This is a genomic window from Streptomyces sp. HSG2, from assembly GCF_016598575.1.
GTDB lineage: Bacteria > Actinomycetota > Actinomycetes > Streptomycetales > Streptomycetaceae > Streptomyces.
The window spans coordinates 2195830-2210930 of sequence record NZ_CP066801.1; the positions used below are offsets into that span (position 1 = coordinate 2195830).

General features: G+C 68.0%; 6 protein-coding genes, 2 rRNA genes and 1 pseudogene. 2 read left to right on the forward strand and 7 right to left on the reverse strand.

Annotation, left to right across the window (positions count from 1 at the left end):
* Window positions 1-81: 81 nt before the first annotated feature.
* From JEK78_RS09065 to JEK78_RS09090, 6 genes are all read right to left on the reverse strand, one after another.
* Window positions 82-3207 (reverse strand): 23S ribosomal RNA (locus JEK78_RS09065).
* 341 nt (window positions 3208-3548) lie between these two features.
* A 16S ribosomal RNA gene (locus JEK78_RS09070) occupies window positions 3549-5073 on the reverse strand.
* Together the 16S and 23S rRNA genes form the textbook arrangement of a ribosomal RNA operon.
* 738 nt (window positions 5074-5811) lie before the next feature.
* The gene (gene proC / locus JEK78_RS09075) at window positions 5812-6624 is read right to left on the reverse strand and encodes a pyrroline-5-carboxylate reductase (RefSeq protein WP_200263586.1); all 813 of its coding nucleotides are present in this window, start codon (window positions 6622-6624) and stop codon (window positions 5812-5814) included.
* A gap of 143 nt (window positions 6625-6767) precedes the next feature.
* The gene (ilvD, locus tag JEK78_RS09080) at window positions 6768-8621 is read right to left on the reverse strand and encodes a dihydroxy-acid dehydratase (RefSeq protein WP_200263587.1); all 1854 of its coding nucleotides are present in this window, start codon (window positions 8619-8621) and stop codon (window positions 6768-6770) included.
* 160 nt (window positions 8622-8781) lie between these two features.
* Window positions 8782-9609 (reverse strand): sugar phosphate isomerase/epimerase, encoded by an 828-nt coding sequence (locus JEK78_RS09085; RefSeq protein WP_200263588.1) that lies wholly within the window; start codon window positions 9607-9609, stop codon window positions 8782-8784.
* A 130-nt stretch (window positions 9610-9739) separates the two neighbouring features.
* A complete protein-coding gene (locus tag JEK78_RS09090) occupies window positions 9740-10672 on the reverse strand; it encodes a Ppx/GppA phosphatase family protein (protein WP_200263589.1) in 933 nt (310 codons plus the stop codon).
* Between the two features lie 258 nt (window positions 10673-10930).
* Between JEK78_RS09090 and JEK78_RS09095 the strand changes: the two are divergent.
* A pseudogene (locus JEK78_RS09095) lies at window positions 10931-11695 on the forward strand (hypothetical protein); the annotation flags it as partial.
* Here JEK78_RS09095 and JEK78_RS09100 read toward each other — a convergent pair.
* Window positions 11692-13404: a hypothetical protein gene (locus JEK78_RS09100; protein ID WP_242483316.1), complete on the reverse strand. Its 1713-nt coding sequence runs from the start codon at window positions 13402-13404 to the stop codon at window positions 11692-11694. The pseudogene JEK78_RS09095 and the gene JEK78_RS09100 overlap by 4 nt on opposite strands.
* Window positions 13405-13633: 229 nt before the next feature.
* On the opposite strand from JEK78_RS09100, the gene radA reads away from it, so the two are divergent.
* On the forward strand, window positions 13634-15043 hold the full coding sequence (radA, locus tag JEK78_RS09105) for a DNA repair protein RadA (RefSeq protein WP_200263590.1): 1410 nt from the start codon (window positions 13634-13636) through the stop codon (window positions 15041-15043).
* The last annotated feature ends 58 nt before the right edge of the window (window positions 15044-15101 follow it).

Here is a 15101-nt window from a genome sequence, read left to right on the forward strand (position 1 = left end):
CACAACGAAACAACAACCAGCACCCCACAACAGGGACAACCGTTCGTGGTTTCAGAACCAACACAGTGGACGCGAGCACCTACGGACAAGCCCTCGGCCTATTAGTACCGGTCAACTCCACACCTCACAGTGCTTCCATACCCGGCCTATCAACCCAGTCGTCTACTGGGAGCCTTACCCCATCAAGTAGGTGGGAGCCCTCATCTCGAAGCAGGCTTCCCGCTTAGATGCTTTCAGCGGTTATCCCTCCCGAACGTAGCCAACCAGCCATGCCCTTGGCAGAACAACTGGCACACCAGAGGTTCGTCCGTCCCGGTCCTCTCGTACTAGGGACAGCCCTTCTCAAGACTCCTACGCGCACAGCGGATAGGGACCGAACTGTCTCACGACGTTCTAAACCCAGCTCGCGTACCGCTTTAATGGGCGAACAGCCCAACCCTTGGGACCGACTCCAGCCCCAGGATGCGACGAGCCGACATCGAGGTGCCAAACCATCCCGTCGATATGGACTCTTGGGGAAGATCAGCCTGTTATCCCCGGGGTACCTTTTATCCGTTGAGCGACGGCGCTTCCACAAGCCACCGCCGGATCACTAGTCCCGACTTTCGTCCCTGCTCGACCCGTCGGTCTCACAGTCAAGCTCCCTTGTGCACTTACACTCAACACCTGATTACCAACCAGGCTGAGGGAACCTTTGGGCGCCTCCGTTACCCTTTAGGAGGCAACCGCCCCAGTTAAACTACCCATCAGACACTGTCCCTGATCCGGATCACGGACCCAGGTTAGACATCCAGCACGACCAGACTGGTATTTCAACGACGACTCCACCCACACTGGCGTACAGGCTTCACAGTCTCCCAGCTATCCTACACAAGCCGAACCGAACACCAATATCAAACTATAGTAAAGGTCCCGGGGTCTTTCCGTCCTGCTGCGCGAAACGAGCATCTTTACTCGTAGTGCAATTTCACCGGGCCTATGGTTGAGACAGTCGAGAAGTCGTTACGCCATTCGTGCAGGTCGGAACTTACCCGACAAGGAATTTCGCTACCTTAGGATGGTTATAGTTACCACCGCCGTTTACTGGCGCTTAAGTTCTCAGCTTCGCCCCACCGAAATGGAACTAACCGGTCCCCTTAACGTTCCAGCACCGGGCAGGCGTCAGTCCGTATACATCGCCTTACGGCTTCGCACGGACCTGTGTTTTTAGTAAACAGTCGCTTCTCGCTGGTCTCTGCGGCCACCCCCAGCTCAAGGCGCACAGCCCATCACCAGAAATGGCCCCCTTCTCCCGAAGTTACGGGGGCATTTTGCCGAGTTCCTTAACCATAGTTCACCCGAACGCCTCGGTATTCTCTACCAGACCACCTGAGTCGGTTTAGGGTACGGGCCGCCATGAAACTCGCTAGAGGCTTTTCTCGACAGCATAGGATCATCCACTTCACCACAATCGGCTCGGCATCAGGTCTCAGACACATGTCACGCGGATTTACCTACGCAACGCCCTACACCCTTACCCCGGACAACCACCGCCCGGGATGGACTACCTTCCTGCGTCACCCCATCACTCGCCTACTACCAGCTCGGACCACCGGCTCCACCACAATCCATCCCCCGAAGGGTCCGGAACGGCTTCACGGGCTTAGCATCACCAGATTCGACGTTTGACGCTCCACAGCGGGTACCGGAATATCAACCGGTTATCCATCGACTACGCCTGTCGGCCTCGCCTTAGGTCCCGACTTACCCTGGGCAGATCAGCTTGACCCAGGAACCCTTGGTCAATCGGCGCAAACGTTTCCCACGTTTGAATCGCTACTCATGCCTGCATTCTCACTCGTCAACCGTCCACAACTGCCTTACGGCGCTGCTTCACCCGGCAAACGACGCTCCCCTACCCATCCACACACCCGTTAAGGCAACCATGTGAATGACACGACTTCGGCGGTACACTTGAGCCCCGCTACATTATCGGCGCGGAATCACTTGACCAGTGAGCTATTACGCACTCTTTCAAGGATGGCTGCTTCTAAGCCAACCTCCTGGTTGTCTCTGCGACTCCACATCCTTTCCCACTTAGCGTACGCTTAGGGGCCTTAGTCGATGCTCTGGGCTGTTTCCCTCTCGACCATGGAGCTTATCCCCCACAGTCTCACTGCCGCGCTCTCACTTACCGGCATTCGGAGTTTGGCTAAGGTCAGTAACCCGGTAAGGCCCATCGCCTATCCAGTGCTCTACCTCCGGCAAGAAACACACGACGCTGCACCTAAATGCATTTCGGGGAGAACCAGCTATCACGGAGTTTGATTGGCCTTTCACCCCTAACCACAGGTCATCCCCCAGGTTTTCAACCCTGGTGGGTTCGGTCCTCCACGAAGTCTTACCTCCGCTTCAACCTGCCCATGGCTAGATCACTCCGCTTCGGGTCTTGAGCATGCTACTCCAACGCCCTCTTCGGACTCGCTTTCGCTACGGCTACCCCACAACAGGTTAACCTCGCAACACACCGCAAACTCGCAGGCTCATTCTTCAAAAGGCACGCAGTCACGACACACAAACCCCGAAAGGCTCGCATGCGACGCTCCCACGGCTTGTAGGCACACGGTTTCAGGTACTATTTCACTCCCCTCCCGGGGTACTTTTCACCATTCCCTCACGGTACTATCCGCTATCGGTCACCAGGGAATATTTAGGCTTAACGGGTGGTCCCGCCAGATTCACACGGGATTTCTCGGGCCCCGTGCTACTTGGGAAAATCCTCAACGAGCCGCTGACATTTCGACTACGGGGGTCTTACCCTCTACGCCGGACCTTTCGCATGTCCTTCGCCTACATCAACGGTTTCTCACTCGCCTCACAGCCGGCAGACCATGAAAAAAGACATCCCACAACCCCGCACACGCAACCCCTGCCGGGTATCACACGCATACGGTTTGGCCTCATCCAGTTTCGCTCGCCACTACTCCCGGAATCACGGTTGTTTTCTCTTCCTGCGGGTACTGAGATGTTTCACTTCCCCGCGTTCCCTCCACTCGCCCTATGAGTTCAGGCAAGGGTGACAGCCCATGACGACTGCCGGGTTTCCCCATTCGGACACCCCCGGATCAAAGCCTGGTTGACGACTCCCCGGGGCCTATCGCGGCCTCCCACGTCCTTCATCGGTTCCTGGTGCCAAGGCATCCACCGTGCGCCCTTAAAAACTTGGCCACAGATGCTCGCGTCCACTGTGCAGTTCTCAAACAACGACCAGCCACCCGTCACACACCATCCACCGACGATGCTTCACCAGGACCGGCACAACCGAGACCACGACCACACGGCCGCACCCTCAGACACCCAACAACGTGCCCGACCGAACCCCCACCCCGAACATGTCTTCCACACCCCCCACCACAGCAGGAAGCAGTACAAACACACCCGGAACAGAAAACCCGACCGAATAGTCAACGTTCCACCCACGAGCACACCGGCACCAGACACTCGCTGATGAACCGGCCTCTGCCCACACCCCCCACAACCAAGGGGAGGCACAGGAGAAAGCTCCTTAGAAAGGAGGTGATCCAGCCGCACCTTCCGGTACGGCTACCTTGTTACGACTTCGTCCCAATCGCCAGTCCCACCTTCGACAGCTCCCTCCCACAAGGGGTTGGGCCACCGGCTTCGGGTGTTACCGACTTTCGTGACGTGACGGGCGGTGTGTACAAGGCCCGGGAACGTATTCACCGCAGCAATGCTGATCTGCGATTACTAGCGACTCCGACTTCATGGGGTCGAGTTGCAGACCCCAATCCGAACTGAGACCGGCTTTTTGAGATTCGCTCCACCTCACGGCATCGCAGCTCATTGTACCGGCCATTGTAGCACGTGTGCAGCCCAAGACATAAGGGGCATGATGACTTGACGTCGTCCCCACCTTCCTCCGAGTTGACCCCGGCGGTCTCCCGTGAGTCCCCAACCTCCGAAGAGTTGCTGGCAACACGGGACAAGGGTTGCGCTCGTTGCGGGACTTAACCCAACATCTCACGACACGAGCTGACGACAGCCATGCACCACCTGTACACCGACCACAAGGGCACACCCATCTCTGAGCGCTTCCGATGTATGTCAAGCCTTGGTAAGGTTCTTCGCGTTGCGTCGAATTAAGCCACATGCTCCGCCGCTTGTGCGGGCCCCCGTCAATTCCTTTGAGTTTTAGCCTTGCGGCCGTACTCCCCAGGCGGGGCACTTAATGCGTTAGCTGCGGCACGGACAACGTGGAATGCTGCCCACACCTAGTGCCCACCGTTTACGGCGTGGACTACCAGGGTATCTAATCCTGTTCGCTCCCCACGCTTTCGCTCCTCAGCGTCAGTATCGGCCCAGAGATCCGCCTTCGCCACCGGTGTTCCTCCTGATATCTGCGCATTTCACCGCTACACCAGGAATTCCGATCTCCCCTACCGAACTCTAGCCTGCCCGTATCGACTGCAGACCCGGGGTTAAGCCCCGGGCTTTCACAACCGACGCGACAAGCCGCCTACGAGCTCTTTACGCCCAATAATTCCGGACAACGCTCGCGCCCTACGTATTACCGCGGCTGCTGGCACGTAGTTAGCCGGCGCTTCTTCTGCAGGTACCGTCACTCACGCTTCTTCCCTGCTGAAAGAGGTTTACAACCCGAAGGCCGTCATCCCTCACGCGGCGTCGCTGCATCAGGCTTGCGCCCATTGTGCAATATTCCCCACTGCTGCCTCCCGTAGGAGTCTGGGCCGTGTCTCAGTCCCAGTGTGGCCGGTCGCCCTCTCAGGCCGGCTACCCGTCGTCGCCTTGGTGAGCCACTACCTCACCAACAAGCTGATAGGCCGCGGGCTCATCCTGCACCGCCGGAGCTTTCCACCACCACGGATGCCCGTGACAGTCAATATCCGGTATTAGACCCCGTTTCCAGGGCTTGTCCCAGAGTGCAGGGCAGATTGCCCACGTGTTACTCACCCGTTCGCCACTAATCCCCACCGAAATGGTTCATCGTTCGACTTGCATGTGTTAAGCACGCCGCCAGCGTTCGTCCTGAGCCAGGATCAAACTCTCCGTGAATGCTCTGCCGGTCACCCGGCACACAACACGGGAGCGGGACCACCGGAGGAATAACCCGATGATCCACAGCGTCCTCGCTGTGTTCTACTTCAAAGGAACCCGTCCACCGGAACAACAATCCCGGCGTCGGGGTATCAACATATCTGGCGTTGACTTTTGGCACGCTGTTGAGTTCTCAAGGAACGGACGCTTTCTTCGTACTCACCCGAGAAACACACTCTCTCGCGGCTTTCCTCCGGGCGTTTCCCCTTCGGTTTCACCGACTCTACCAGACCGTTTCCGACCCGATTTCCTCGGCCGCCTTCCCGAAAAGCACTTCCGCGCTTCCCTTTCCGGCCTCTCCGACTCTACCAGACCGTTTCACCGACCTGATCCCCAGTCAGCGGGGTTCGCCTTCACGGCCGTTGAGCCGTTCCGACGGTGTGAGACCTTAGCCGATCCTCGACCCCCGAGCGAATCGGGTGTCACGCCCTTTCGAACGTCGTGCTCCTTCGAACACGGATTCATTTCCTCCAGGCGCACCAACGGAAATGCCCACGACTCTCGTCGTCGGCTTGACGGTGTGCACGGATTCGCCGTCCGGGGACCGACCGAGGTCGGCGCTCACGTCGGACAACTCGGGTGACTCTACGGACCCGGTCACGGGGTGTCAACTTCACAGCACGCCGGGCATCGGGGCCGCCGCGGACACGGAACCGCGCTACGGACTCGGCGCGATGGCCGAGCCCGTCGGCCGGGTCAGCCCCGGCTGCCCGAGGCCAGTTCGCGGCTACGGTCGCGGGCGGCCTCAAGGGCCGCGATCAGCGCGGCGCGCACACCGTGGTCCTCCAGCTCGCGGATGGCGTTGATGGTGGTCCCGGCCGGGGAGGTCACGTTCTCGCGCAGCCTGACCGGGTGCTCGCCGCTGTCGCGGAGCATCACGGCGGCCCCGACGGCGGACTGGACGATCAGGTCGTGCGCCTTGTCCCGGGGCAGTCCGAGCAGGATCCCGGCATCGGTCATGGCCTCGACCAGGTAGAAGAAGTAGGCCGGGCCCGAACCCGAGAGCGCTGTGCAGGCGTCCTGCTGGGACTCGGGGACGCGGAGGGTCTTGCCCACGCCTCCGAAGACGCGCTCGGCGTGTGCGAGGTGCTCGGCGGTCGCGTGGGTGCCGCCGGAGATGACGGACATCGCCTCGTCGACCAGAGCGGGCGTGTTCGTCATGACCCGGACCACCGGGGTGCCCGCTGCCAGCCGCTCCTCGAAGAAGGCGGTCGGCACCCCCGCGGCGCCGCTGACGACCAGCCGGTCGGCGGTGACGTGCGGGGCCAGCTCGTCGAGCAGCGTTCCCATGTCCTGCGGCTTGACCGTGAGGATGAGAGTGGAGGCCGCTCGGGCCGCCTCCGCGTTGTCGACCGGCGTGACCCCGTGGCGCAGACGCAGCTCGTCCGCGCGCTCACGGCGTCGCGTGGTGACCAGGAGATCCGTCGGAGACCAGCCGGCCCGGATCATTCCGCTGAGCAGGGCCTCACCGATCTTGCCGGTGCCGAGGACCGCGACTTTCTCGTTCAAGGTGGGGAGCCTCCAGCCTCCGGCGAGCCCGCCGAGGCGTGTCGTTCCGGTCGTTCCGGTTCCCGGCGGCGGGCCGCGCCGGGAGGTGTCGCGGGCGCCCGCCCCCGTGAAGGGCGCTTGCCCTTCGGGCGGCGCCCGACGCGTCAGCCGAGCGCGCTGACGTCGCGTACGGCCCCCTTGTCGGCGCTGGTCGCCATGGCCGCGTAGGCACGCAGCGCGGCGGTGACCTGACGGTCTCGGTTCCGCGGCGCGTACCTGCCGCCGAGGGCCTCGCGGCGTCGGGCCAACTCGGCGTCGTCGACCAACAACTCGACGCCGCGCCGTGGGATGTCGATCCGGATGCGGTCGCCGTCCTCCACGAGCGCGATGACGCCACCGGCGGCGGCCTCCGGGGAGGCGTGGCCGATGGACAGGCCCGAGGTACCGCCGGAGAAACGGCCGTCGGTGATCAACGCGCATGCCTTGCCCAGGCCGCGGCTCTTCAGATACGAGGTCGGGTAGAGCATCTCCTGCATGCCGGGTCCGCCCTTGGGGCCCTCGTAGCGGATGACCACCACGTCCCCTTCGGCGATCCGCTTGGTGAGGATCTTCTCCACGGCCTCCTCCTGCGACTCGCAGACGACGGCGGGGCCCTCGAAGGTCCAGATCGACTCGTCGACGCCGGCCGTCTTCACGACGCATCCGTCGACCGCCAGGTTCCCCCGCAGCACGGCGAGCCCGCCGTCCCGGGAGTAGGCGTGGTCGGCCGAGCGGATGCAGCCGGCCTCCGCGTCGTCGTCCAGAGCCTCCCACCTCTCGGACTGGGAGAACGCCTCGGCGGACCGGACGCAGCCGGGTGCCGCGTGCCACAGTTCCACCGCCTCGGGGGAGGGCGACCCGGCCCGCACGTCCCAGGTCTTGAGCCAGTCGGCCAAGGAGGGGCTGTGCACGGCGTGCACGTCCTCGTTGAGCAGGCCCGCGCGGTGCAGTTCCCCCAGAAGCGCGGGGATGCCGCCGGCGCGGTGGACGTCCTCCATGTAGTAGGTGCGGTCCCCGGCGATGTTGGGCGCGACCTTGGCCAGGCACGGGACCCGCCGGGAGAGGGCGTCGATCTCGGCCAGGCCGAAGGGGACCTCGGCCTCCCGCGCCGCCGCGAGGAGGTGCAGGATCGTGTTGGTGGAACCGCCCATGGCGATGTCCAGGGCCATGGCGTTCTCGAACGCCTGGAAGGTGGCGATGCCTCGCGGCAGGGCGCCCGCGTCGTCCTGTTCGTAGTACCTGCGGACGAGATCCATGACGGTGTGGGCGGCGTTCTCGTAGAGCGCCCGGCGGGCCGTGTGCGTGGCCAGGACGGAACCGTTTCCGGGGAGGGCGAGGCCGATGGCCTCGGTCAGGCAGTTCATCGAGTTCGCGGTGAACATGCCCGAACAACTGCCGCAGGTGGGGCAGGCGTTCTCCTCGATGCGGAGGACGTCGGCGTCGGAGACCCGGTCGTCGGCGGCGTCCACCATCGCGTCGATCAGGTCCAGGGTGCGGACCGAGCCGTCGACCAGGGTGGCGCGGCCGGCCTCCATCGGACCGCCGGAGACGAAGACGGTGGGGATGTTCAGCCGCAGCGCGGCGTTGAGCATCCCCGGCGTGATCTTGTCGCAGTTCGACACGCAGATCAACGCGTCCGCGCGGTGGGCCTCGACCATGTACTCCACACTGTCCGCGATCAGGTCGCGGGAGGGCAGGGAGTAGAGCATGCCCTGGTGTCCCATGGCGATGCCGTCGTCCACGGCGATCGTGTTGAACTCGCGGGGGATTCCGCCCGCCGCGCGTACGGCCTCGCAGACGATCCGGCCGACCGGGGCGAGGTGCGTGTGGCCGGGCACGAACTCGGTGAAGCTGTTGGCGACGGCGATCACGGGCTTCCTGCCGATGTCCGCTCCCGGTACGCCGGAGGCGCGCATCAGGGCGCGGGCTCCCGCCATGTTGCGGCCGTGAGTGACCGTACGGGACCTCAGCTCGGGCATCGTCGCTCGCTCCTTCCGAGAGTGCCGGCGACGCGGACCGCCGGCGCCGGCTGTGTGTCGAGCGTACGCCGGTCTCCCAGGGACCGGGACGTGACGTCCGGGATGCGGGACGGTCGTCTCGCCTCGGTCCGCCCTCGGCGGTGGCCCAAAAAAGCCGGGATCACGGACGCGGTGACCGGTCCGCCGGGAGGTGGTTCCTGGTGAACGCCAGGGCCTCGGCGAGGTCGGCCTCGCGCTCCGCGGCGGACATGGCCCGACGGGTGTTGACCTCGATGACCACGTGCCCGTCGAAACCGACCCGGGCGAGGTGCGCGAGGACCTCGGCGCACGGCTGCGACCCCCGGCCGGGCACGAGGTGCTCGTCCTTGGCCGAACCACGACCGTCGGCCAGGTGCAGGTGGCCCAGCCGATCCCCCATGCGGTCGATCATCGCCAGGGCGTCCGTGCGGGCGGTCGCGGTGTGGCTGAGGTCGATCGTGAAGTGCCGGTAGTCGTCGTTGGTGACGTCCCAGTCGGGCGCGTAGGCGAGCATTTCGCGGTCCCGGTAGCGCCAGGGGAACATGTTCTCCACGGCGAAGCGGACGTCCGTCTCCTGGGCCATCCGCCAGACGCCGGACACGAAGCCGCGAGCGTAGTTCCGCTGCCACCGAAAGGGAGGGTGGACGACCACGGTGCTCGCGCCGAGCCTCTCCGCCGCCGCGCGCGCCCGCAGCAGCTTGGTCCAGGGATCGGTGGACCACACCCGCTGGGTGATCAGCAGGCAGGGGGCGTGGACGGCCAGGATCGGCACCCGGTGGTGATCGCTGAGCCTGCGCAGCGCCTCGACGTCCTGGCTGACGGGGTCGGTCCAGACCATCACCTCGACGCCGTCGTAGCCGAGACGCGCCGCGATCTCGAAGGCCGTCGCGGTCGGCTCCGGATAGACGGAGGCCGTGGACAGGGCGACCTTCGCATCCGGGATGCGGACGACGTCCCTCGGTTCTGCCACGAGGGACAGATTACGGGGTACCGGGGCGCCGGGTCCGGGCGAGGGCCGGGCCGGGGCGGGGCGGGCGGCGGGCTCGGGGAGCGGGCGACCCGGTGCCCCCGGGGATCCCACCGGGCGGGCCCGGCGAGCGTCAGGAGGCGTCCATGTGGTCCAGACGGCGCAGGATGACCCCCTCGCGGAGGGCCCAGGGGCATATCTCCAGGGTCTCCACGTCGAAGAGGTCCATCGCGGCCTCGGCGACGAGCGCCCCGGCGAGCAGCTGCCCCGCCCGACTCTCGGACACACCCGGCAGCTCCGCTCGCTGCGCGGCCGTCATCCCGGCCAGCCGGGGGACCCAGGTCTCCAGCGACGTCCGCTTGAGTTCCCGCTGGACGTACAGACCGTCGGCGGAGCGGGCGGCGCCCGAGATGCGCGCGAGCTGCCGGAACGTCTTCGACGTGGCCACCACGTGATCGGGGGACCCCAGCCGGCTGAAATCGCCGACCGTGCGGGCGATCTCGGCCCGCACGTGACGGCGCAGCGCCCGAACGTCCTCCGGCCTCGGCGGGTCGTCCGGCAGCCGCGACGCGGTCAGCCGCCCCGCGCCGAGCGGCAGGGAGACGGCGGCGCCGGGCTCCTCGTCCATGCCGTAGGCGATCTCCAGGGACCCGCCGCCGATGTCGAGGACCAGCAGCCGGCCCGCCGACCACCCGAACCAGCGGCGGACGGCGAGGAAGGTGAGCCTGGCCTCCTCCTCGCCGGTGAGCACGGTCAGCTCGACCCCTGTCTCGGAACGCACCCGGGCGAGGACCTCGTCCGCGTTCCGCGCCTCCCGCACGGCCGAGGTGGCGAAGGGCAGCAGATCCTCGACGCCCTTGTCCTCGGCCGCCCGCAACGCGTCGTGGACGACCGCGACCAGCCGGTCGACGCCTTCCGGCCCTATCGCGCCCTCGTCGTCGAGCAACTGGGCCAGGCGCAGGTCCGCCTTGTGCGAGTGCGCGGGGAGGGGGCGCGCGCCGGGGTGCGCGTCCACCACCAGCAGATGCACCGTGTTCGAACCCACGTCGAGGACACCGAGTCTCATGGGCGGAACGCTACTGCGGGCGCGGGCCACGACATCCCCCGGGCGGCTCCCCGGGCGGCGCGCGGATGGTGTAGGGATCGCACACCGTCCACTTACCCTGGACGGGTGCCAAAGACGAAGAAGGCCAAGGGCGACAAAACCCCCTCCCCCCCGCGGGAGGGCGAGCGCGACGCGAAGGCGGAGGGCCGCCGCGGCCCCTCGGGCGGGCCGGGCGGCGCGCCCGAGCGCTCCGATGCCGGTGCCCCGGCGCCGCGGGCGGACGAACAGGGCCTCGACTTCGCCCGCGCGTGGGTGGAGTTCCCGGACCCGGCCGACGACGAGCAGGTCTTCCGTTGCGACCTGACCTGGCTGACCTCCCGCTGGAGCTGCGTGTTCGGCAGTGGCTGCCACGGCATCCAGGCCGGCCGCGCGGACGACGGATGCTGCACGCTGGGCGCCCACTTCTCCGACGAGGAGGACGAGCGCCGGGTCGCCGGTTACGTGGCGCGGCTGACGCCGGACATCTGGCAGAACCACGCGGAGGGCACCCGGCACGGCTGGACCGCCGAGGACGAGGACGGTTCCCGGCAGACCCGGCCCTTCGAGGGATCGTGCGTCTTCCAGAACCGGCCCGGGTTCTCCGGTGGCGCGGGATGCTCCCTGCACATCCTCGCCCTGCGGGAGGGACGGGAGCCGCTGGAGACCAAGCCGGACGTCTGCTGGCAGCTGCCGATCCGTCGGACGTACGACTGGATCGACCGGCCCGACGACACCCGGGTACTACAGGTGTCGATCGGCGAGTACGACCGGCGCGGTTGGGGGCCAGGCGGACACGATCTGCACTGGTGGTGCACCTCGGCCACGTCGGCGCACGGCGCGAGCGACCCGGTCTACGTGTCCTACCGCGCGGAGCTGACCGAGCTGATGGGCAAGGCCGGGTACGACCGGCTCGCCGAACTGTGCGAGCAACGGCTGGCCTCCGGCACGCCGCCGTGGGCGCCGCACCCGGCGGACCCGGCGGGCGCACCTGCGGTGATGGGCTAGGAAGCCGCCGAACCGGTGGGCGTCGGGTTCTCGTCGGGAGTGGGGGTGACATCGCCCGATCCGGAGGGGGACGGCTCGGGGAGCGTGGGTTCCGGGGGCGGTGACGCTGTCGGGATCGGCTCCGGAGGGGGTTCCTCCACGGCCGTCGTGGGCGGCGCCGGCTCCGGCAGGGTCACGGACGGCGTGGGGGTCGGCACCCCCGGCCAGGGGGCGGAGGGGGTCGGTCCGGGCACGGTCCCTCGGCCCTCGATGGAGACGACCACCCCCGCGGGCGAGACGGCGACCTGACCGCTCCAGCGCCCGGCGGGCTCGCGTGTCGCGTCCACGTGGACGCGTACCGTCGCCGTGCGACCGGGGCGAAGCGTTCCGGCGACCGGGGTCGGGCGAAGCCAAGGGGCGTTGGTGGACACGGACCAGCGCACCGGGGAGCGACCCGTCGCGGTCAGCGTGACCAGGGTGCTTCCCTCGCTGTCGCGGGCCCGCACCCGGAGCCCCTCGCCGCCCCGCCGCCCCGCCCCGGCGACCCCGACCACCTCGACGGAGACGCCGGCGCCGACGTCCCCGCGTGGTCCGGCGGCGGTGTCCAGGCCGGAGCCGGCGGAGGTCGCCCGGTCGGCGTCCTCCCCGGGGTGCGGGCCGGACGCCTCGCCGGCGCTGGCCGAACCGGGATCCCGTCCCTCGCCGGCCGGGGTGCCGCGGTAGGCGGCCCAGACCGCGAGCACCGGGGCGGCCACCACCGTGGCCACCACCGTGGTGGTGACGGCGCGGGCGCGCCTGCGGTCGCGCCGGGCCGCGAGGTGCCGGGGGTCCACCGGGAACCCGCGTCGGTCGAAGCGGGGCGCGGTGAACCGCCCGCGTGGACGGGGCGTCGAGGCCGGCCAGAGGGCGGTGCGGGGCGCGGGAAGGACCGGCAGTTCCGCGGGCGTGACGCTGGTGCCCGGCCACCGGCCGGGGATGGCGCGCTCGGCGGTACGCCGGCAGCGGGGGCAGTCGTCGACGTGCCGGACCAGCTCGCGGCGGAGCGCTCCGCCGAACAGCAGCTGGTCGCTGCCGGTGAAGCGGGCCACCGCCGGGCAGGTTCCGGTCTCGACCACGGCGAGCGCGGCGCGGGTGCGCTCGACCTCACAGGCGGCGGAGGCGAGCAGCTCGCGGGCGGCCGGCGGCTCCATGCCGAGGACCGCGGCGACCTCGTCGGCCGCCAGCCGGTGGCGGACGGCCAACTCCAGGGCCTCGCGCTGGGCCGGACTGGCGTCGGCCGCCTCCGGCCAGGCGAGCAGGGCGAGTTCCCGCCGGCGCTCCGCCTGGACCTCCGGGGGGACGGCGGTCGCGGTGTCCGGCGCGACCGGGTCGTCCGGGCGGCCGGCGGGCGTGGTCGGGCGGCCCCCCGCGCCCCGGTGCCCCGCCTCGGTGAGTCGGCGCAGACAGGCCCAGCGGCCCAGGGCGTACAGCCACGCTCGGCGGTCGGACGGGGCGGCGGGGCAGCGGTGACCTCGGCGGTCGGCGACCGCGATGACGTCGCCGAGGACGGCGGTGGCGGCGTCGTGGTCGCAGAGCACGGAGAGGCAGTAGGTGAAGAGGCCGTCCAGATAGGGCTCGTACCGCAGCGCGGCCCGCTGGGCCACGGCGTGGGCCGCGGCGCGGTCCCGTGCTTCCCGCTGCGTCCGCTGGGTGCCGGTCGTACGCGTCGAGGTCTGCGGACTGCTGCTCATCACCCGGCGACCGTAGGTGGGGCCGGGTGGCGCGAAGTGGCGCATGGACCACTTTTAATCCGTACGGGTGAAACGATCCCTCGAAGGGGGACAGGACCGGCGCCGTGGCCGTGGGCGGGGTGTGGCGGATGGCCGATTCGGGACGGCGCATGGCCGAGAGCGGTCGGCGGGAGGGGGGACGCCTCGCGCGGGATCGGACCTGTCGGTGCCGGCCGATACCGTTTCCGCCATGGCTGCCCGCGCGAAGACCACCAAGGACCGGCCCTCCTACCGCTGCACGGAGTGCGGTCGGCAGACGCCCAAGTGGCTCGGCCGATGCCCGGAATGCCAGGCCTGGGGCACCGTGGAGGAGTACGGCACGCCCGCCGTCCGGACCACGGCTCCGGGGAGGGTCACCACGGCCGCACTGCCGATCGGCCAGGTCGACGGCCGACAGGCCGCCGCCCGCTCCACCGGCGTGCCGGAGTTGGACCGTGTCCTAGGTGGCGGCCTGGTGCCCGGCGCGGTGGCCCTCCTCGCCGGGGAGCCCGGCGTGGGGAAGTCCACCCTGCTGCTCGACGCGGCGGCCAAGTCGGCCGGGCCGGAGCACCGCACGCTCTACGTCACGGGCGAGGAGAGCGCGAGCCAGGTCCGGCTGCGGGCCGACCGGATCGGCGCCATCGACGACCACCTCTATCTCGCCGCCGAGACCGACCTGGCGGCGGTGCTCGGCCACCTCGACGAGGTGAAGCCGTCCCTCCTGGTCCTGGACTCGGTGCAGACGATCGCCTCGCCGGAGATCGACGGCGCGCCGGGGGGCATGGCACAGGTACGGGAGGTGGCGGGGGCTCTGATCCGGGCGTCGAAGGAGCGTGGCATGTCGACGCTGTTGGTCGGCCACGTGACCAAGGACGGCGCGATCGCCGGGCCCCGGTTGCTGGAGCACCTGGTGGACGTCGTGCTGCACTTCGAGGGCGACCGTCACGCCCGCCTGCGTCTGGTGCGCGGTGTGAAGAACCGGTACGGCGCCACCGACGAGGTCGGCTGTTTCGAGTTGCACGACGAGGGAATCACGGGTCTGGCCGACCCCAGCGGGCTCTTCCTGACCCGTCGGGAGGACCCCGTGCCCGGCACCTGCCTGACCGTGACCCTGGAGGGCCGCCGACCTCTGGTGGCGGAGGTGCAGGCGCTGACCGTCGAGTCGCAGATCCCCTCTCCCCGGCGCACCACCTCCGGTCTGGAGACGTCCCGCGTCTCCATGATGCTGGCGGTCCTGGAGCAGAGGGGGCGGATCAGCGCCCTGGGCAAGCGGGACATCTACTCCGCGACGGTCGGCGGGGTGCGGTTGTCCGAGCCCGCCGCCGATCTGGCCGTCGCCCTCGCCCTCGCCAGCGCGGCGTCGGACACCCCGCTGCCGAAGAACCTCGTCGCCGTCGGAGAGGTGGGGCTGGCCGGCGAGGTGCGACGGGTGACGGGGGTGCAGCGGCGGCTCGCGGAGGCGGGCCGACTGGGCTTCACCCACGCCCTGGTTCCCGGGGACCCCGGCAGGGTCCCGCCCGGGATGCGGGTGCTGGAGGTCGCCGACATCGGGGACGCGCTGCGCGTGCTCCCCCTCTCTCGTCGCCGAGAGGCCCCGCGAGAGGAGGAGGAGCGCCGGTAGACTTCGCCGAGGTCTCACCGCCGGTACGCACCGGGTGCGCACGCGGGAGCCACCGAAT